This window comes from Dactylosporangium siamense (assembly GCF_016862795.1).
GTDB classification, from domain to species: Bacteria; Actinomycetota; Actinomycetes; order Mycobacteriales; family Micromonosporaceae; genus Dactylosporangium; species Dactylosporangium siamense.
Genome location: NZ_BONQ01000156.1, coordinates 72,854 through 92,107, shown reverse-complemented (window position 1 = coordinate 92,107; position 19,254 = coordinate 72,854). Strand labels below are relative to the sequence as shown.

General features: G+C 72.6%; 16 protein-coding genes. 6 read left to right on the top strand and 10 right to left on the bottom strand.

Translation table 11 applies throughout. From position 1 onward, the window contains the following. Positions 1-5: 5 nt before the first annotated feature. The gene (locus tag Dsi01nite_RS47985) at positions 6-857 is read right to left on the bottom strand and encodes a LysR family transcriptional regulator (RefSeq protein ID WP_203853174.1); all 852 of its coding nucleotides are present in this window, start codon (positions 855-857) and stop codon (positions 6-8) included. 71 nt (positions 858-928) lie between these two features. On the opposite strand from Dsi01nite_RS47985, the gene Dsi01nite_RS47980 reads away from it, so the two are divergent. Beyond that, positions 929-1,579 (top strand): type 1 glutamine amidotransferase domain-containing protein, encoded by a 651-nt coding sequence (locus tag Dsi01nite_RS47980; RefSeq protein ID WP_239136840.1) that lies wholly within the window; start codon positions 929-931, stop codon positions 1,577-1,579. Positions 1,580-1,619: 40 nt separating this feature from the next. Here Dsi01nite_RS47980 and Dsi01nite_RS47975 read toward each other — a convergent pair whose 3' ends face one another. The 3 genes from Dsi01nite_RS47975 to Dsi01nite_RS47965 are packed head-to-tail and all read right to left on the bottom strand — an operon-like array spanning position 1,620 to position 3,328. Next, positions 1,620-2,144, bottom strand: a complete 525-nt coding sequence (locus Dsi01nite_RS47975) for a hypothetical protein (protein ID WP_203853173.1) — start codon at positions 2,142-2,144, stop codon at positions 1,620-1,622. A gap of 21 nt (positions 2,145-2,165) precedes the next feature. Then, positions 2,166-2,780, bottom strand: coding sequence for a hypothetical protein (locus tag Dsi01nite_RS47970; protein WP_203853172.1), 615 nt, complete (start codon positions 2,778-2,780; stop codon positions 2,166-2,168). Beyond that, on the bottom strand, positions 2,753-3,328 hold the full coding sequence (locus Dsi01nite_RS47965) for a hypothetical protein (protein ID WP_203853171.1): 576 nt from the start codon (positions 3,326-3,328) through the stop codon (positions 2,753-2,755). Before Dsi01nite_RS47965 ends, Dsi01nite_RS47970 begins: the two co-directional genes overlap by 28 nt. A gap of 137 nt (positions 3,329-3,465) precedes the next feature. Between Dsi01nite_RS47965 and Dsi01nite_RS47960 the strand changes: the two genes are divergently transcribed. Both Dsi01nite_RS47960 and Dsi01nite_RS47955 read left to right on the top strand, forming a co-directional pair. Beyond that, complete coding sequence (locus Dsi01nite_RS47960) at positions 3,466-3,843, top strand: FKBP-type peptidyl-prolyl cis-trans isomerase (protein ID WP_203853170.1); 378 nt, start codon at positions 3,466-3,468, stop codon at positions 3,841-3,843. A gap of 170 nt (positions 3,844-4,013) precedes the next feature. After that, positions 4,014-4,664: an adenylate kinase gene (locus tag Dsi01nite_RS47955; protein WP_203853169.1), complete on the top strand. Its 651-nt coding sequence runs from the start codon at positions 4,014-4,016 to the stop codon at positions 4,662-4,664. Between the two features lie 53 nt (positions 4,665-4,717). Here the strand turns inward: Dsi01nite_RS47955 and pgm are convergent, their stop codons facing one another. Then, the gene (pgm, locus tag Dsi01nite_RS47950) at positions 4,718-6,343 is read right to left on the bottom strand and encodes a phosphoglucomutase (alpha-D-glucose-1,6-bisphosphate-dependent) (protein ID WP_203853168.1); all 1,626 of its coding nucleotides are present in this window, start codon (positions 6,341-6,343) and stop codon (positions 4,718-4,720) included. A 183-nt stretch (positions 6,344-6,526) separates the two neighbouring features. Here pgm and Dsi01nite_RS47945 point away from each other — a divergent pair, with 183 nt between their 5' ends. Next, positions 6,527-7,042 carry a DinB family protein gene (locus Dsi01nite_RS47945; RefSeq protein WP_203853167.1) on the top strand — a complete coding sequence of 172 codons (516 nt, stop codon included), beginning with the start codon at positions 6,527-6,529 and terminating at the stop codon, positions 7,040-7,042. A 6-nt stretch (positions 7,043-7,048) separates the two neighbouring features. On the opposite strand, the gene Dsi01nite_RS47940 is transcribed toward Dsi01nite_RS47945, so the two are convergent. Continuing rightward, positions 7,049-8,953, bottom strand: a complete 1,905-nt coding sequence (locus Dsi01nite_RS47940; RefSeq protein ID WP_203853166.1) for an endonuclease/exonuclease/phosphatase family protein — start codon at positions 8,951-8,953, stop codon at positions 7,049-7,051. A gap of 167 nt (positions 8,954-9,120) precedes the next feature. Here Dsi01nite_RS47940 and Dsi01nite_RS47935 point away from each other — a divergent pair, with 167 nt between their 5' ends. After that, the gene (locus Dsi01nite_RS47935; protein WP_203853165.1) at positions 9,121-10,410 is read left to right on the top strand and encodes a hypothetical protein; all 1,290 of its coding nucleotides are present in this window, start codon (positions 9,121-9,123) and stop codon (positions 10,408-10,410) included. A gap of 9 nt (positions 10,411-10,419) precedes the next feature. On the opposite strand, the gene Dsi01nite_RS47930 is transcribed toward Dsi01nite_RS47935, so the two are convergent. Then, positions 10,420-11,538 carry an acyltransferase family protein gene (locus Dsi01nite_RS47930; RefSeq protein ID WP_203853164.1) on the bottom strand — a complete coding sequence of 373 codons (1,119 nt, stop codon included), beginning with the start codon at positions 11,536-11,538 and terminating at the stop codon, positions 10,420-10,422. A gap of 94 nt (positions 11,539-11,632) precedes the next feature. Further along, positions 11,633-12,205, bottom strand: coding sequence for an SPW repeat protein (locus Dsi01nite_RS47925; RefSeq protein WP_203853163.1), 573 nt, complete (start codon positions 12,203-12,205; stop codon positions 11,633-11,635). Positions 12,206-12,550: 345 nt separating this feature from the next. Between Dsi01nite_RS47925 and Dsi01nite_RS47920 the strand changes: the two genes are divergently transcribed. Next, on the top strand, positions 12,551-15,478 hold the full coding sequence (locus Dsi01nite_RS47920; RefSeq protein WP_203853162.1) for a glycoside hydrolase family 48 protein: 2,928 nt from the start codon (positions 12,551-12,553) through the stop codon (positions 15,476-15,478). A 41-nt stretch (positions 15,479-15,519) separates the two neighbouring features. On the opposite strand, the gene Dsi01nite_RS47915 is transcribed toward Dsi01nite_RS47920, so the two are convergent. Both Dsi01nite_RS47915 and Dsi01nite_RS47910 read right to left on the bottom strand, forming a co-directional pair. After that, positions 15,520-18,789 (bottom strand): ATP-binding protein, encoded by a 3,270-nt coding sequence (locus tag Dsi01nite_RS47915; RefSeq protein ID WP_275423474.1) that lies wholly within the window; start codon positions 18,787-18,789, stop codon positions 15,520-15,522. A 41-nt stretch (positions 18,790-18,830) separates the two neighbouring features. Continuing rightward, the gene (locus Dsi01nite_RS47910; protein WP_203853160.1) at positions 18,831-19,217 is read right to left on the bottom strand and encodes a hypothetical protein; all 387 of its coding nucleotides are present in this window, start codon (positions 19,215-19,217) and stop codon (positions 18,831-18,833) included. Between the last annotated feature and the right edge of the window lie 37 nt (positions 19,218-19,254).

Below are 19,254 nucleotides of genomic sequence, written 5' to 3'. Positions count from 1 at the left end.
CGCGGTTACGTTTCCATCGGCGAAACGGACCGGAACTCCTCCAGCAGACGGGTGCGGACCGCGGCGACGGCCGGTGCGAGCGGGCCGTCGCGGTGCGCGAGGAACAGGGTGTTCAGCGGCGGCACCGGCGGCTCGTGCAGCAGGACGAGCCGGCCCGCGTCCAGATCCGCGCGGACCAGATACTCGGGCAGCACGCTGCACCCGCCGCCGGCGAGCACGAGCGCGCGCACCGCGTGCAGGTTGGGCACCACCACGTCCGCGGTGCGGTGCTGCCGCTGGTCGAAGACGCTGCGCCAGTACCGCCGGATGATCGGCAACTCCTCGGCGTAGCTGACGAGCGGGGTCGACGCGACATCGCACCGATGGGCGGCGACCAGCACGAACTCCTCGTCATACAGCGGGTCGGCGCGCAGCTGGCGGCGGCGGGGGCGGCTGGTCAGGACGGCGAGGTCGAGGGCGCCTCCCACCAGGGCGTCGGCGAGGTCGTCGGACAGGCCCAGCGTGACCCGCAGCTTCAGCCCGGCGGCGACGAGCCCGGCGAGCGCCGGCAGGGCCAGGTCGGTGAGGAACTCGGCGGCGCCGCCGAGCCTGGCAGTGCCTTCCTCGGGGCGTTCGGCGACGCCGGCGAGGTCGTCGAGCGGCCCGGCGATCTGCCGGGCCAGGAGGTCCGCGGCCGGGGTCGGCGTGACGCCCCGGGGCTGCCGCACGAACAGCGGCCGCCCCAGCGCCGCCTCCAGGGCCTGCAGCTGGGCGGTGACGGTCGGCTGGGACAGGGCGAGCCGGCGAGCGGCGCCGGTGACCGAACCTTCCCGGTGCACGGCGAGGAACGTGCGCAGCAGATCCAGCGAGAGTGCCATAGAATTTCCGATGATACCGGCGCAGCCCGGCTATTGGCGCCGATGGCAACCGGTGCGGCAGGCTGGCCGCCATGACAGCGACTCTGATTGTCCTGACCAGCCACGCGACCCTCGGCGACACCGGCCGGAGCACCGGTTTCTACGTGTCGGAGGCGGCGCACCCGTGGGAGGTCTTCAGCAAGGCCGGCCACACCGTGTCGGTGGCGTCGGTGCTCGGCGGCGACCCGCCCCGCGACGGCGACCCGGCCGGCCACGAGGACTTCCTGGCGTTCCTGGGCCACGACACGCCGGCCGTCGGCGACCTCGACCCGACCCGGTTCGACGCGGTGTTCCTGGCCGGCGGCCACGGCACCATGTGGGACTTCCCGGACAGCACGGCGCTGCGGTCGTTGGTGCGGCAGGTGTACGAGCAGGGCGGCGTCGTGGGTGCCGTCTGCCATGGTCCGGCCGGACTGGTCGGCGTCACGCTGACCGGCGGCGGGCACCTGGTCGCCGGCCGGGACGTGGCCGCGTTCACCGACGAGGAGGAACGCGCCGTCGGGCTGACCGAGGTCGTGCCGTTCGCGTTGCAGCGGCGCCTCGAGGCGCTCGGGGCGCGGCACACCGGCGCGGCCCCGTTCCAGCCGTGGGTGGTCCGCGACGGCCGCCTGGTCACCGGCCAGAACCCGGCCAGCGCCACGGGCGTCGCCGAGGCGATGCTCACCGCGCTCGACGAGCGCTGACGAGCGCCGACGAGCGCCGACGAGCGCCGACGGTCGGGTCCTACCCCAGGTAGTACTCGACCGCCGGTTGCCGGCCCATCCGGGCGAAGGCGATGCCGAACAGCACGACGGCGCCGACCACGGCGCCCGACGACAGCGCGGTGAACCACACCGGCAGCAGCGTCTCGTAGAGGGCTACCTCGGCAGCGCCCTGCGCCTGCACCAGGTTCTCGGGGCTGAACACCACGCCCAGGAGCAACGCGACGGCCGACAGCAGCGCCGCGCCGCCGACGAGCGACCGCGAGGTGTCCCTGCGGCGCGGGACCGTGAGGGTGGCGAAGCCCAGCAGCAGCGCCACGGACCCGGCGAGCACGACCGCGGCGGCGAGCCGGAACCGGATCGACTCCGAGATGTCGTAGATCTCGAGCGGCCCGCACACCGCGGTGCAGGCGTCGTCAAAACCGGCGAGCACGACCGCGGCCGCGACGCTCTGCCCGAGCACGAGCAGAAAACCCGCGGCGGCCAGCCAGAACGCCTGGCGCACGGGGCGCGGCGCGGGCCGTTTCTGGATCACTTCGTCGGTCATCGGGCACACGATAGGGCCACGTCACGGCGCGCGCGATCCCTCATTTTCGGCGGTAGCGGGCCGGCGGTTCCAGGCCGCGACCGGGCCGTGGTAGTGGTAGTACTCGTAGGCCGGCTCGCGGCCCATGACGACGAACGCGACGGCGAGCGCCAGCATGGCGCCGGAGACGGCGATCGACGACAGCACCGAGAACCACATCGGCAGCACCAGGTGCAGGTGCGCCTCCTCGGCGGCGCCGTAGGCCAGCAGCGCGTTGTCGGGGTTCATCACCACGCCCAGGAGCAGCCCGACCGTGGCGAGCAGCGCGGCGAGGCCGACGAGCGGGCGGGTCCCGGCCGACCTGCGCGGCACGGCGACGGCGACCCCGGCGAGCAGCACCGCGAGGCCCGCGCTGAGGACGGCGGTGAGCGCCAGCCGGGTGTGCATGCTGTCGAGCTGAACCTGCTCGAGGACGCTCCACGGGGCGTGCGCCGCCACGGTCGCGTCGAAGCGGACGAGCAGCACGGCCGCCGCGACCGCCTCCGCCGCGATCAGCACGATGGCGCCGATGACCAGCCGGAACGCCTGCCGGACCGGGCGCGGCGCGGCGGCGAGCCGGCCCGCGGCCGTCAGCGCCGGCTCGCGATGTTGAGCCACGAGATGAAGCCGCGCCACGTCGCGGTCGGGTCGTGGTGCTGGTAATAGTCGAGGGCCGCGTCCCGGCCGAGCCGGGCGAAGGCGACGCCGAGCAGGACGATCACGGCGGTCACCGTCGAGCTGGCCAGGGCCGTGAACCACACCGGCAGCAGCATCTCCAGGTGGGCGAGCTCGCCCGCGTCGCCGGCGAGCACCGCGCCGTCCGGGCCGACCACGATGCCGAGCAGCAGCGCGCCGGCGAGGACCACGGCGGCGCAGCCGACGACCGTGCGGGTGCGGGTGGATCGGCGCGGGACGGCGAGGGCGGCACCGGCAAGCAGCATGGACATCCCGGCGCCCAGGATGGCCGCGCCGACCAGCCCGGCATGCAAGCTGTCGGCCTGGGCCTGCTCGCTGAACGTCCACGGTCCGTGCGCGTCGTAGGCTGCGCCGAAGCGCACGAGCAGGAACAGCGTGGCCAGGGTCTGTGCGGCGAGCAGGACAAAACTACCGGTGACCAGCCAGAAGGCTTCCCGCACCGGCCTGCTCGGCGGCTTGCCACGTGCCATCGCCTTCAGGGTACGGCCGGCGACCGAGCGTGGTCCATATCACCTCAGGGCCAGATGCCGGGTGGTTGGCGGCCGGGCGGCGACGCATGGGGCAGGATGGACCGCGACACACAACCATCCCGCCGAGGAGTTATCGCATGGCGCTCAGCAAGCCCGACGTTTCCCTGCCCGACGGCCCGCCGCCGGCGGACCTGGTCATCGAGGACATCACCGTCGGTGACGGTGCGGAGGCTCAGCCCGGACAGCAGGTCAGCGTCCACTACGTGGGTGTGTCGCTGTCGACGGGCAAGGAGTTCGACGCCTCGTGGAACCGTGGCGGCACCTTCGACTTCGGGCTCGGCCAGGGCCAGGTCATCGCCGGCTGGGACCAGGGCGTGGCCGGCATGAAGGTCGGCGGCCGGCGCAAGCTGGTCATCCCGCCGCACCTGGGCTACGGCAGCCGGGGCGCCGGCGGTGGCCTGATCAAGCCGGGTGAGACGCTCGTCTTCGTCGTCGACCTGGTCGGCACCCGCTAGATCGTCATACCCGTCTGTGGGTCCGGTATTCCCCACCGGACCCACAGATGGGAATGCGGTAATTCACAGCGCTCCCCAAGCCCAGCTCGGACATCGAGGTGGGATGCTGGACCATCGGCGTCGGCCGGCACGCTTTTCACCATGTCATAACGCCATAAAGGGGTGTGCAGATGACAATGCAGTCGGCGACACCGCGCGCGAAGCGGATTCTCATGATCGGCGCACCAGGTGCGGGCAAGGGCACCCAGGCGCAGCTCATCGCGCAGCAGTTCGGCATCACCCACATCGCCAGTGGCGATCTGCTCCGCAAGAACATCGCCGAGGGCACGACGATCGGCCGCACGGTCGAGGAACTCGTCAACAAGGGTGAGCTGGTCCCCGACTCGATCATCATGGACATGCTCCGCAAGCCGGTCCTGGCCGCGAACGCCGACGGCGGCTACGTCCTCGACGGTTTCCCGCGCACCGTCGAGCAGGCCGAGGCGGCCTACCGGACCGCCGGCGACCTCGGCGTCGGGGTGCAGATCGCGATCCACCTCGAGGTGCCCGAGGACGAGCTGACCCGCCGGATGCTGGCCCGGGCCCGCGGCAAGGACGACACCGTCGAGGTGATCAAGCACCGGATCAAGGTGTACGAGGAGAAGACCCGCCCGCTGCTCGACTACTACCAGCAGCGCGAGCTGCTGATCCAGGTCAACGGCGCCCGCCCGGTCGGCGAGGTGACGTGGTCGATCGTGGTGCAGCTGCAGCGGGCGTTCAAGCAGCGGCCGTCCGCGGGCCGGGCCGCCGCCGCCGCGCCATCGGACCGCGCGGTCGCCTGACACCGCTCAACGACGTTGGCGAAAGCCCGGCCCTGGGGCCGGGCTTTCGTGCGTCATGCCGACAGTGCCGCCGACACGACCCCGCGGGCCTCCTGCTGGATGCGCTCCAGGTGCTCGGGACCCTGGAACGACTCGGCGTAGACCTTGTAGACGTCCTCGGTGCCGGAGGGCCGCGCCGCGAACCAGCCGGACGCGGTGACGACCTTCAGCCCGCCGAGGGCCGCGCCGTTGCCGGGGGCCGCGGTGAGCTTCGCGGTGATCGGCTCGCCGGCCAGCTCCGTCGCCGTCACCTGCTCCGGCGACAGCCTGCCCAGCACCGCCTTCTCCTCGCGGGTCGAGGCGACGTCGATCCGCGCGTACGCGGGCGCGCCGTGCCGCGCGACCAGGTCGGCGTAGTGCTCGCTGGGCGACCGGCCGGTGGTCGCGATGATCTCCGCCGCGAGCAGGCAGAGCAGCAGGCCGTCCTTGTCGGTGGTCCAGACCTCGCCGTTGCGGCGCAGGAACGACGCGCCGGCGCTCTCCTCCCCGCCGAAGCCGACCGACCCGTCCAGCAGGCCGGGCACGAACCACTTGAAGCCGACCGGCACCTCGATGAGCGTGCGTCCGAGGTCCGCGGCGACCCGGTCGATCATCGAGGACGACACGAGCGTCTTGCCGATCGCGGCGTCCTTCGGCCAGCCGTCGCGGGCCTGGAACAGGTACTGGATGGCGACGGCGAGGAAGTGGTTGGGGTTCATCAGCCCGGCGTCGGGGGTGACGATGCCGTGCCGGTCGGCGTCGGCGTCGTTGCCCGTCGCCACCTGGTAGTCACCCCGCTTGCCGATCAGCGACGCCATCGCGTTCGGCGACGAGCAGTCCATCCGGATCTTGCCGTCCCAGTCCAGGGTCATGAACCCGAACGTCGGGTCGACGTACGGGTTGACCACGGTCAGGTCCAGCTTGTGCCGTTCGGCGATGGCCCCCCAGTACGCGACGCTGGCCCCGCCCAACGGGTCGGCGCCGATGCGCACGCCGGCGTCGGCGATCGCGGCCACGTCGATGGCGGACGGCAGGTCGTCCACGTAGGCGGCGAGGAAGTCGAACCGGCCGGCGTGGTCCTTCGCCCGGGCGTACGGGATCCGCTTGACGCCCTGCAGCTTGTCGGCGAGCAGCGCGTTGGCGCGGTCCTGGATCCACTTGGTGACGTCGGTGTCGGCGGGCCCGCCGTGCGGCGGGTTGTACTTGAACCCGCCGTCCTCCGGCGGGTTGTGCGACGGGGTGACCACGACCCCGTCCGCGCCCAGGTGCCGGTGGGTCAGGATCGCGTGTGACAGCGCGGGCGTCGGCGTGTAGCCGTCCCGGCTGTCGACGAGCACCTGCACGTCGTTGGCCGCGAACACCTCAAGGGCGCTGACCGTCGCCGGCTCCGACAGGGCGTGCGAGTCCTTGCCGATGAAGAGCGGCCCCGTGTACCCCTGGAGCTTGCGGTACTCGCAGATCGCCTGGCTCACCGCAACGATGTGATCCTCGTTGAACGAGCGCCGCAGGCTCGACCCGCGGTGCCCCGACGTGCCGAACGCGACCTGCTGGGCAGGATCCTCGACGTCGGGGTGCTCGGCGTAGTAACTGGTGATGAGTCGCGGGACGTCGACGAGGTCGGAGCGCTGCGCCGGTTGTCCTGCGCGGGGATGGACGGACATAGCGCATACGTTGCCATGTCGGGCTGCCCGCTGCGACATGACCGGGGCAACGACGGAAACAATCCGTGGCCGCACTGCCGCGCATCGATGCCCCTTCACCCTCGTGAGGCGATGACGACCGGACATGGTCGCGGCCTGGCCAGGCCGGGCCTGCCGGGGCGGCGGGCGTGGCATGATCGCCGTATGACGTGGATCGCGCCGGCGGCGCCGCCCTTCGGGGGTTCGCTCGTGGCCGACGAGCGGACCCTGCTCGAGGGGTTCCTCGACTGGCAGCGGGCGGTGCTGGTCGGCAAGTGCACCGGCCTCACCGGCGAGGAGCTGGCGCAGCGTTCCGCTCCCCCGTCGACGCTGTCGCTGCTCGGGCTGCTGCGGCACGTCACCGATGTGGAGCGGGAGTGGTTCCACGCCCGGTTCCGGGGCACGCCGGTGCCGTTCCTGTACCGGCGCGACGACGCCAAGGACGCGGCCTTCGACGAGGCCGACCCGGCCGGGGCCGAGGCCGACTACGACCGCCTGCTCAAGCAGTGGCAGTCCTCGCGGGTCTCGGTGGCCACGGCGGCGCTCGACGACGCGTTCGAGGACCAGCTGCGTGGCCCGATGTCGCTGCGGGCGGTCTACCTGCACCTGATCCAGGAGTACGCCCGGCACAACGGCCACGCCGACATCCTGCGCCAGCGCATCGACGGCGAGATCGGCTGACGCCCGTCACCAGGTCAGGGTCACCGCCAGCGGCGCGTGATCGGATGCGGTGGTCGAGCCGACCGCCGGTTCGCTCGCGGTGAGGCCGCCGCGCACCAGGACGTGATCGATCTGCTGTGTCGGGTGATCCGCCGGGAACGTCGGCAGCGGGCGGAACCCGGCGAGGGCGTCGGCGAAGCCGGAGCTGGCGAACGCGTCCATCGACTCGTCCCCGGGCTGGATGTTGAGGTCGCCGGCCACGATCGTGGGCCGGTCACCGCCGAACCGGGTCGCGAAGTCGCTGATCTGCCGCGCCTGGGTCAAGGGGGCGCGGCCCGCCGGCGGCTGGATGTGGGTGGAGACGACGGCGATCTCGCGGTTGCCGGCACGGACGGTCACGCCGAGCGCCTGGGCGCCGGTCGGGGCGCCGTCCGCGCTGAGAGCGACCGACTTTCGGCTGGTGACCGGCAGGTTGGTGAGCACCGCGTCGCCCCAGACCGGGTCGGCGGCCGGGGCGAACGTGTATCGCATCCCGAGCTTGCGCGCGAGGATCGCCAGGGTGTCGTGGCCGCCGTTGAGCAGCCACCCGCGGTCGACCTCGGACAGCACCACGACGTCTGGATGCTGCTGCCGCACGGCCGCGGCGGCCGCCGAAGGGTCGAACGTCCCGTCGAGGCCGAAGCCCATGCGGATGTTGTACGCCACCAGCCGCACCGACCGCAGCTCCGGCCGTTCGGGCGGCGTCGGACCGAGACCGATCAGCCCGAACAGGCCGGTCATCAGGACCGACAGCACCACATAGGACCACCGCATGTCACGTTCGTCCACGATCTCGCCCCGCCCGGCGAAGGCGGAGGCCCGCAGGGCGACGTAACCGGCGACCACGACCGGCACCCAGCGGTTCGGGTATCCGAGGTCGTAGGCGGCGTAGTAGACGACCGCGGCGACGGCGAACAGCAGCATCCCGCCGAGCGCCGAGAGGCCGGTCAGCACCGGGCGGTAGGTCTCGCCCTGCCAGGTGACGGAGAGGCACCGGCCGAGCGCCCAGGCGCCGAACCCGATCGCGGCGAGGCGGAAGATCGGACCGTACCCGTGCACGGGAACGTACATGTACACCGCGACGCAGACCACCAGCAGCACACCGAAGATGATGATCACTTCCGGCATGCCGTTGCTCAACCGGATCATGCCGCGCCAGAAGGCCACCACCGGGAGCACGAACAGCAGCCCCAGCCACGCGGACACGGACACCCCGACGCCGGGCCCGGCGAGATCGCCACCCGGGGCACCGGCCAGATAGGACACCTCGACCATCGTGGCCGCGGGCGACAGCACCACGACCGACGCCAGGAACAGCACCGGTCCGGCGGTCGACCAGCCGGTGCTCAGCGTGCCGACGTCCCACGGCCGGCGGATCGCGAACACCAGGAACGCCAGCAGTTCGAGCGCCACGATGACGACCGCCCACCACGTCCCGGTCCAGGTCAGGTCGACGGTGCCCAGCGCCAGGTGCCCGGCGGCGGCGAGCGCGATCCCGGCCGGCACCCCGGGCACCGGCGGGGCGCCGTCCATCGCCTGCACGACCAACCAGATCAGGCCGCACAGCACCCCGGCCGAGGCGACGTACAACTGTGGCTGTCCGCCGTGGACGAACAGCAGCGCGGCCCGGCACCCGGCCAGCCCGACCGCCGACCCGTTCATCAGCAGCCGCCGCGGCCAGTCCGAGAACCGGTCGTCCCACAGCCACACCACGGCGAACGGCAGCACGAACCACAGCAGCGCGAACCCGCCCAGGTGCGCCGGCGGTGTCGCGCCCGCCTGACCGAAGATCGTGATGGTCGACGGCAGCCACACCCGCAGCACGTCGACGAAGAGCAGCGTCCCGAACACGAGCATGGGCCCGCTGCGACGCTGCCGCTCCCAGATGTCCATGCCGGCTCCCCCGCGTGATCGGACCCGGTCGATGCCGGGACCCGGCCTGATTCTGCCGGACCGTCCCGCACCACGAGACCCCGTCCGGACGGACGGGCGGGCATACTCAGGTGAGCTGAGTACATCGACGGATGGCGCTGTGGACGGGGCGCCGGAATGCTGTGCGCATGGGGGAGGTCGACGGCGGGGAGCGCGCGGCGCTGGTGGTGGGGCAGTTGGCGGCGGTGTGGGCGATCGGCGCGGCCGGGTTACCCGTCGCGGCCGGCCTCGTGTTCCTCGCCGCGTACAGCGGCGGCACCGGGGCGCTCGCCGTCGGGGTGCTGGTGGCGCTCGCCGCGATCGGCGGCCTGCTGTGGCTGACGGTCAAGGGCACGGCGGCGGCCTCGGTGCTCGGGGCCACGACCGCCGGGCAGGTGGTGTGGGCGCTGCTGGTGGCCGTGGCCGGCGGGGTGCTGTGGGGGCTCTGGTGGTCGATGAGCGACAACCCCGAGGGGATGCTCGGCAAGGGCGGGGCGCCGGGCCTGCTGGTCAACGGGTTGCCGTTCGCGGCCGTCGCCGGGGTGTTGCTGCGCGGGTGGCCGGCCCGGCTGGCCGGCACCGGCGTCGTGGCCGTGGCCGCCGTGCTGACGGCGGTCACCCCGACCGGGCGGCCCGCAGCACCCGACGACCTGTCGGCGCGGCTCGACCGGGCCCGGCTGGACCGGGAGCTGCTGTACGTCGTCAGCATCCCCGGGTATCGCCCGTCCAGCGACATGTTCGGCGACGACCTCGGCACCGGCACGTTCATGCCCGTGGACCCGCTGGCGATCCCGGGGCTGCGCTGGATCACGATCATCGCGTTCGACCGGGCCACCGCGGTCCAGCAGTCCGGCGGGTGTGGTGAGGGGGTGCCGGGCTCGGTCCTGGAGACCGCCGCGTGCACCACGGAACCCGACGGGTGGGTCTACCGCCGCACCGGCGTGGAGCACGGCTACCAGGTCGTCGTCGGGGCGCACCTGGTCGTGGTGTCCGGGACGCAGGCGGTGCCGCGGGAGGTCGTGCGGGGTGTGGCGGGCACGATGCGCAGGGCGCGCCCAGAGGACGGTTTCGGGGCTCCCGGCCAGGTGTTGTTCACCGCCGACGTTCCCGGCTACGGGATGTACGGCCATGACGCCCCGCCCGGCATCATGCTGCAGTCCAGGGACCCGCACGCGACGCCGGAGAGCGTCCGGATCGAGGTCCTCGTCGACCGGTTCGACGACCCGTGCGCCCCGGCGACCTGCCCGGAGGACGGTGACGGCCTGCGGTACCACGAAATTCAGGACCTGCACGGTTACGTCATCCGCCGCGGCGCCGTCAACGTGTCCGTCCTGGGCGGCGTCGGCGTCGACCGCGCGGTGCTGCGCCGGGCCGCCCTCGACGCGCGACCTGTCACCGAGGAGGAGTTGCTGCGCGCCCTGCCGCCGGCATCGAAGTGAGGCCTGAAGCTACCGGACGGGGATGGGCAGCGGGGTCTCGACGGTGGTGTCGGGGTCCGGCGGTGCCGCGGGCAGCGCTCGCCGGCGGCGGCGCAGCAGGCGCAGCGCCGGGAGCTCGACGCCGTGGTAGACCGCCATCGCGCCGAGCAGGCTGATCGAGAACACCGAGACCGTGACCAGGGCCGCGACGAGCGGATGCGCATGGTGCGGGAGCAGGCCGAGGCGTTCGTAGGTCAGATACGTCAGGTAGTGCACCAGGTAGAACGCGAACGACACCTCCCCGAGGTATCGCAGCAGCGGCCGGGTCCACACGGTCGGCACGCCGGCCAGGTCCGCGCGGGCGGCCGCGGCGACGACGAGGGTGACCGGCACGAGGGTCAGGGCGTGCTGGTTGAGCGGGTAGGGCGCCCGCAGCGCGGCCACGGCGCCGAGCGCCACCAGGACGAACGACCAGCGCAGGCCCGGCCCCCGCCACGCACCGGCCCGGACGAGCAGCGCCACGACGATGCCGAGGATGAACTCGGCGATGCGTACCGGCGGGAACATGTACCCGAGCCAGAGCGCCTGGGAGCGCGGCACGGTGGTGAGGGCGGCGCCGAAGAGCAGGACCCCGCAGGCCAGCGTGCCGGCCGTGGCCCACAGGCCGCCCGGGCGCAGCCGGCGCAGCGCCGGCAGCAGCAGCGGGAAGCACAGGTAGAAGAACGCCTCGCAGGACAGTGACCAGCTGACCGGGTTGAGCGCGCCGAACACCGACGCCTGCGGGAACCAGGTCTGGGTCAGGGTCAGGTGCGCGGCGAGCTGGCCCGGGCCGGCCCCGACGACGAGCAGCGCGAGGAGCGTGGTGACGAGCGTCGCCGGGTAGATCTTGGTGAAGCGCCGCCACCAGAACCCGGCGGCCCCGCTCCCGGGCGTGTCGGACCAGGTCAGGACGAAGCCGGAGAGCACGAAGAAGAACGACACGCCCATCGCGCCGCCGTTGACGAGCAGCGCCCACAGCGCGGCCCGGACCGGTCGCGGCGCGACCAGGTCCGGGTCGTAGAACAGCTCCAGGGTGTGCTGGCCGAACACGACGAGCGCCGCCGCCCAGCGCAGGCCGGTGAGGGCCGGCAGCCGGCTGTCGCGGTTCACGTTTGATGTCTAGTCAGTCTTCCCGGCCGGCGCATGCCAGGCCGGGAAGAATTCACCCCGATGTGACCGGTGGTGACGTCACGTCACCGCGTGTTTACCGAATGGCGTCCCCCGGGCGGTTACCGCGACCACCGCGGTCACCCCAGCCGGCGCTGGCGCCGCCGCTGCGTTCGCCGCCACGTTCGCCGCCCCGCTCGCCACCGCGCGTTTCGCCGCGGGCTTCGCCCCTGAGGTCACGGCCGTGGTCGCGCAGGCCGGGCAGGCGCATCGTCAGCAGGCCGAGCGCGATGATGACCAGGCCGATGACGATGTTGTTCGCGATGGCCCCGCCGCTCGGGTAGGCGCCCAGGATGACCCACGGTGCGACGAACGTCCACACGCCGATGACCACCGGCACCCAGGTCATGCCGTGGGTGCGGCCGTACGCGATGCTGAAGCCGGCGGCGAGCGCGCCGACGACCGCCCCGCAGATGAAGTTGTTGACCGCGAGGTCGGATTCGAACATCGCGAACCCGATCACCCATGGCGACACGGCGAGGTAGAGCCCGGCGAGCAGCAGTCCGCCGTCGGTCACGTGTGCGGTCGGCGTCTCCGCCGCTCGGTCGTAGCGGGCCCGCAGCTCGAGGATGTCCGGGTGCTGGTCGAGGTCCGCGATCGGACGGGTCATGACGGTCCCCTTTCCTTCGTCGGAGAAGGGTTCTCTAACCCGAACGGAGCAGAACTAACCCATGGTGGGCGCGGCGGCGGCGCTGCAGACGCCGTCCGCCGCACCCCGGTTCGCGATGGGAGCCGCGAAAAGGGTGGGCATCACCTCCAGGTGGATCGATAGCCGTCGCGACCATAGGTGAATTCGGAGGTGCTTGTCCCGGGAGCGCTCCCATGCCAGAATCAGCGCCACCTCGCGTCTGGGAGCCGACGGGGCACACGCAGCGACTGGCTTATGTCACAACGCCGTCGCGCTGTCGCGTGCCCTCTCCCCGCCCCCGAAACTTTCACGAGGAGCACCCCAGACATGACCACCCGCAATCATCGCCGGCTGCGTGCCGCGGCCGTCGGCCTCCTGGCCACCGGCACGCTGTTCGCCCTGCCGGCCGGGATCGCACACGCCGCCACCGGCTGTTCGGTCGTCTATTCAGTCCGCAGCCAGTGGCCGACCGGATTCACCGGCGACCTCGTGGTGAAGAACCTCGGCGACCCGCTCACGAGCTGGAACGTCAGCTGGACCTTCGCCGGCAACCAGCAGTTGCAGCAGAGCTGGAACGGCGACTTCACCCAGACCGGCAACCAGGTGACGATCCGCAACGCCCCCTGGAACGGCAGCCTGCCCAGCAACGGGACCGTCAACCCGGGCTTCAACGCCGGATACAGCGGCACCAACGTCAACCCGACCAGCTTCTCCCTCAACGGGGTCGCCTGCACCGGCCCGAACGCCGCGCCGTCGGTGAGCATCACCGCCCCGGCCGCCAACACCCGCTACACGGCGCCGGCGTCGATCCCGATCACCGCCACCGCATCGGATCCCGATGCCGGTGACTCGATCGCCAAGGTCGAGTTCTACCACGACGGGCTGCTGCTCGGGACCGACACGTCGGCCCCGTACGCGTACACCTGGACCGGCGTGCCGGCCCAGAGCGCGGCATACAGCCTGCAGGCCAAGGCCTACGACAGCAAGGGCGCGGTGACCACGTCCACGGCGGTGCCGGTGTTCGTCGACCCGGTCGTCGGGCCGTCGATCGTTGCCACCCCGTCGCCGCTGACCGTGCCCGAGGGCGGCTCCACGCCGCTGTCGGTCAAGCTGAACCAGGCGCCTTCGGCGAATGTCACGGTGGCGGTCGCCCGTACCGGCGACACCGACATCACCGCGGCGCCGGCCTCGTTGACGTTCACCGCCGCCAACTGGAACGTCGCCCAGGTCGTCACCGTCAGCGGCGCCCAGGACACGGACACCACCAATGGCACCGCCACGATCAACCTGACCGCCTCGGGTTGGGCCGCGGCAGCGGTACCGGCCAACGAGAGCGATGACGACGTCGCCGGCGGCGTGTACGTCCAGCGGTTCCTCGAGCAGTACCAGAAGCTGCACAGCTCCGGGTACTTCTCGCCGGAGGGCGTGCCGTACCACTCGATCGAGACGCTCGTCGTGGAGGCGCCGGACTGGGGTCACGAGACCACGTCCGAGGCGTTCAGCTTCTGGCTGTGGCTGGAAGCGCAGTACGGCCGGGTGAAGCAGGACTGGGCCCCGTTCAACCAGGCCTGGACCACGATGGAGAAGTACATCATCCCGACCCACGCCAACCAGGTGACCGGCGGCTACAACGCGAACGACCCCGCCGACTACGCGCCCGAGGCGGCGCAGCCCAGCCTGTACCCGCAGCAGGGCGGCCACCTCGACTCGTCGGTGAAGGTCGGCGTCGACCCGCTGTACAGCGAGCTCACCTCGACGTACGGCAACACCGACGTGTACGCCATGCACTGGCTCGAGGACGTCGACAACGTCTACGGCTTCAGCTCGTGCACCCCGCAGGCCGGCTCCACGGTGTCGTACATCAACACCTACCAGCGCGGCCCGCAGGAGTCGGTGTGGGAGACCGTCGCCCACCCGTCCTGCGAGGACTTCCGCTTCGGTGCCAAGGCCAACGGCGGCTTCCTGCCGCTGTTCATCGACGGCACCCCGGCCAAGCAGTGGCGCTACACCAACGCCCCCGACGCCGACGCGCGCGCCATCCAGGCCGCGTACTGGGCGCAGCAGTGGGCGACCGCGCAGGGCAAGGGCGCGGACGTGGCCGCGGTCGTGGCGAAGGCCGCCAAGATGGGCGACTACCTGCGCTACGCGATGTACGACAAGTACTTCAAGAAGCCCGGCTGCACGTCGACGGCCTGCGCCGCCGGCACCGGCAAGGACTCCGCCGCGTACCTGCTGAACTGGTACTTCGCGTGGGGCGGCGACGCGGGCGGCCAGTGGTCGTGGCGCATCGGCTCCAGCCACAACCACCAGGGCTACCAGAACCCCCTGGCCGCCTACGTGCTGTCGAACGTCTCCGGCTTCGCGCCGCAGTCGCCGACGGCGAAGGGCGACTGGCAGACCAGCCTCGGGCGGCAGCTCGAGTTCTACCAGTGGTTGCAGTCCTCCGAGGGCGCGTTCGCCGGTGGCGCCACCAACAGCGTCGGCGGCAACTACTCCGCGCCGGCCGCCGGCACGCCGACGTTCTACGGCATGTTCTACGACGAGAAGCCGGTCTACCACGACCCGCCGTCCAACCAGTGGTTCGGCTTCCAGGCGTGGTCGGTGGAGCGGGTCGCGGAATACTACTACGCGACCGGCGACGCCAAGGCCAAGACGATGCTGGACAAGTGGGTCTCCTGGGCCATCGCGAACACGACGTTCGCCGCGAACGGCGACTTCAAGATCCCGGACACCCTGCAGTGGACCGGCGCCCCGGCCACGTGGAACCCGGCGTCGCCGGCCGCCAACACCAACCTGCACGTCAGCGTCGTCAGCACGGGCACCGACGTCGGCACCGCCGCCGCCTACGCCCGGCTGCTGACGTACTACGGCGCCAAGGCGAACAACGCCGCGGCGAAGACGACGGCCAAGAAGCTCCTGGACGGCATCTGGCTGCACACCGACAGCAAGGGCGTCGGCATCCCGGAGACCCGCACCGACTACAACCGCTTCGACGACGTCTGGTCCTCGTCCAACCAGCAGGGCCTGTACATCCCGTCCGGGTACAGCGGCGTCATGCCCAACGGTGACGTCATCGCCCCCGGCAAGTCGTTCCTGGACACCCGTTCCTTCTACAAGAACGACCCGAACTGGCCGGCCGTGCAGGCCTACCTGAACGGGACCGGCCCCGCGCCGGCGTTCACGTTCCACCGGTTCTGGGCCCAGTCCGACATCGCCATGGCGATGGCCGACTACGGCCTGCTGATCGGCGCATAGGTTCCAACGGTGGCCCCCGTCGTTCCCGGCGGGGGCCGCCGCTATGCGAGGGCCTCGACCGCTGTCCCGGCGCGGGTCTCGGCGGCCGCGTAGTGCAGCTTCCTGGCCACTCGCAGCGCCTCCTCGGCCTCGGCCGGGTCGCCGGTGGCGAGGGCCTGGACGCGGCGCAGGTCGGGTTCGGCGAAGCCGGTCTGGCCCGGCAGGCCACCCTCGAGGGCCTTGCCGGCGATCGCCGCCGCCTCCGCCGACTGCTGCAGCGTCAGGCACGCGTCGGCGTGCAGCGCCTCGAGGCGGCCGAAGCGGCGCATCGCGTCGCCGAGGTGCGTGCGGCCCTCGACGATCCGGGTGAGCCCGGCGTCGTCGCCGGCGCGGACCTCGGCCCAGCCGAGCAGGATCGCCGACATCGCCTGATACTCCAGGTGCCCGCCGCGCTTGGCGAGGCGCAGCGTCGTGCGGGCCGCCTCCGCGGTCGCCGGCGCGTCGTACCGGTCGGCGGCGACGGACGCGGCGTAGTGGCTGACGTACATCTCCAGGAACGGCTCGCCGACGCGGGCGGCCCGCTCCCGGGCGGCGCGCAGGTGCCGGGCGGCGGCGGGGTGGTCGCCGAGCATGCCGCAGACAATCGCGGCGGGCGCCTGGGCCCCGATGACCGGGTCCCAGTTGGCGATCGGAAACACGGGCAGGTCGCCGCCGGGCAGCGCGTCCAGCGCGGTCTCGAAGCACGTGCGGGCGGTCGGCAGGTCCAGCACGGCCAGGGCCGCGGCGCCCTCGTGCACCTCCGCGACGATCGACGCCCACGGGTCGGTGCTGCCCTGCTCGCTCGCGGAGCGGGCCATCGCGACCGCGCGCGCCACGTCGCCGGCCGCGGTGTGGAACGACGCGTACCCCCACAGCGCCGGCAGGATGTCCAGCACCGGCCGGCCGCGCAGCCGGACGAGCAGCGGCTCCATCGCGGCGTACTGGGCCGTCACGAACGGGGCCAGGTAGCCGTCGGTCGCCTGGTGCATGTACGCGAGCCGGATCCGCAGGTCCAGCTCGGCGACGTCGCGGCGCTCCCCCGGCGGCGCCCGGTGCAGCACGCCGACGGCCTCCTCCAGCAGCGCCGAGGCCTGCTCGTGGGCCGTCTGGTCGTACGCCTCGCCGGCCGCCTCGACCAGCGCCGGCACCACGTCGAACGGTGACAGCACCGGCAGCGCGGCGCGCAGGTGCCCGGCCAGTTCCGCCACGGTCGCCAGGCCCGTGTCCCGCAGCGCCTGCGCGGCCCGCGCGTGCAGCCGGGCCCTTCGCAGCGGGCCCTGGTCCAGGTACGCGGTCTGCCGCACCAGGTCGTGGGAGAACCGCAGCAGCCCCGGGTCGTCGGTGGCGGTCAGGATGCCGCTGACCACTGCGGTGTCGAGGGTGTCGAACAGCGCCAGTTCGTCGATCTGCACGACCTCGCGCAGCACCGGCACCGACACGTCCCGCCCGAGCACCGAGGCCACCGCGATCACGGCGTTGACCTGCCCGGGCAGCTTGGCCAGGCGGCGGCGTACCACTTCCTGAACCCGGACCGGAACATGCTCCGGCGCGAGGGTGTGCTCGGCGACCAGGACCCGGAGCAGCTCGACCACGAAGAACGGGTTGCCGCCGGTGCGGTCCAGCAACATCGCGACGGTCTCGTCCGGCACGTCGGCGCCGGTCACGTCCCGCGCGAGCGCGGCGACCCCGCCGGCGCCGAGGCCCTGCAGCGGCAGCCGCACCGCGGACGGGTCGGCGAGCAGCTCGCCGAGCGCGGCGGCGAGGGGTGCGTCCGGTGCCAGTTCGGCCTCGCGGTATCCGACGGCGAGGAGGACCCGGTTGTGGCGGACCGCCCGGGCGAACATCGTCAGCAGCACCGTCGACGGCGCGTCGAGCCAGTGCGCGTCGTCGACGATGAGCACGAGGGGCCGGTGCGCGGCGAGCCGGCACAGACCGTCGACGATGCCCTGGTAGAGCCGGGACCTGGCCAGCTCCGGGTCGGCGATGCGCTCGGCGGCGGGCAGCGGCAGGGCCTCGATCAGCGTCGGGTCCAGCACGGCGGGCAGGTTGCCGTACGGCGCGAACGCGGCGGCGAGGGCCTGGGCGGCGTCGGGGGCGGCGGCGATGGTGCGCAGGATCTGCGCCCAGGGCAGGAAGACCGGCGGCGCTTCACCGTCGACGCCGGTGCCGGTGCCGACGAGCCCTTGCGCGCGGGCGGCGAGCTCACGCAGCAGGGCGGACTTGCCGATGCCCGGGCTGCCGGAGACGAGCAGGAGGCGGCCGCGGCCGGTGGCGGTGCCGGCGAGGAGCTCGTCGACGGTGCGCAGCTCGGCGTCCCGGCCCACGAGTCCACCGTCGTCGGCGACGTCCCGTCCCGCCGGTGCGCTTCCCTCCATCACGACGGACATTTCCGAAATGCCCGTCGGGCTGGGATGAAAAGCCTGCGGTGCCCCGGCCGCAGCCGGCGCACCTGAGATCGGCGCGCCCGAGATCGGCACACCCGAGATCGGCACACCTGAAACCGGCGCACTTGACGTCGGCGCGCCTGAGGTCGGCGCCGTGGCCGGTTGCGCCGCCGTCAGGTGCGGGGCCTGCCGCAGGATGTCCTGCTCCAGCTGCTGCAGCGCCGGCCCGGGCTCGATGCCGAGCTCGTCGACCAGTCCCGCACGGGCCCGCGCGTACGCGGCGAGGGCCTCGGCCTGCCGCCCCGAGCGGTACAGGGCGAGCATCAGCTGCCCCCAGAGCCGCTCCCGGTACGGCGCCTCCACGAGCGCGCTCTCACTCAGATACGCGACCTCGGCGGCCCGGCCGAGCCGCAGCAGCGCCTCGGACCGCTCCTCGATCGCGATCAGCCGCAGCTCCTGCAGCCGGCTGCGCTCCGCCCGGGCCAGGGGCGAGTCACCGAGCTCCGGCAGCGGATCGGCCCGCCACAGCTGCAACGCGTCGGTGAGCGCCCCCAACGCCTCGGCCGGGTCGGTGCCGGCGCGCGCCCGCTCGACCGCCGCGGCGAACCGGGCGGCGTCGACCGCGTCGGCGGGCACCATCAGCTGATACCCGGGCGCGCGGCTGACCAGCACGGTCGAGCGGTCGCGGGCGGTCCGGGCCGGTTCCAGGGCGCGGCGCAGCCGGGACACGTACGCCTGCAGCGAGGCGATCGCCCGCTCCGGCGGCTCGTCGGCCCACAGCTCGTCGATCAGCCGCTGCACCGACACGGTCCGGCCGGGCTGCATCGTCAGCATCGCCAGGACGGCGCGCTGCTTCGGGGTGCCGGTGTCGACCGGGCCGCCCTCCCCGACGACCTCGAGCGGGCCCAGGATCCGAATCTGCAGGATGCGAAACTCCCGTCCCGGGAGGCCTACAACTCCACGGCGTACGACCCGTCGTCGAACGGTCCGAAGCCCGCTCGACGCAGCAGCTCCTCGCCGTGCGCCAGAGGCGCCGCGACGAGCCTACGGGCAGGACCGGCCCGCAGGGCGTCCACCAACGAGATCAGCACCTGAACGGCGAGGTCGGTGCGTCCGCCCGGCGCCACGAGACCGACCAGACGGACGATGTTCTCCCCCGGCCGCACGGCTGCGAGGGCGGCCGCGGGCTGTTCGTCCCCGTCGGCCGGGTCGATGAGCTCCCACCACTCGAGCCCGTCGAACAGGAACTCGTCGACGACGTCCACCCCGAGCGCGAGCCGGGTCACGGCGCGCCGCCCGGCCGGCACACGCCGTACCAGCCGCAGATCTTCTTTCACCACCCCAGCAAACCCGCCCGCACTTGCAAACGACTTG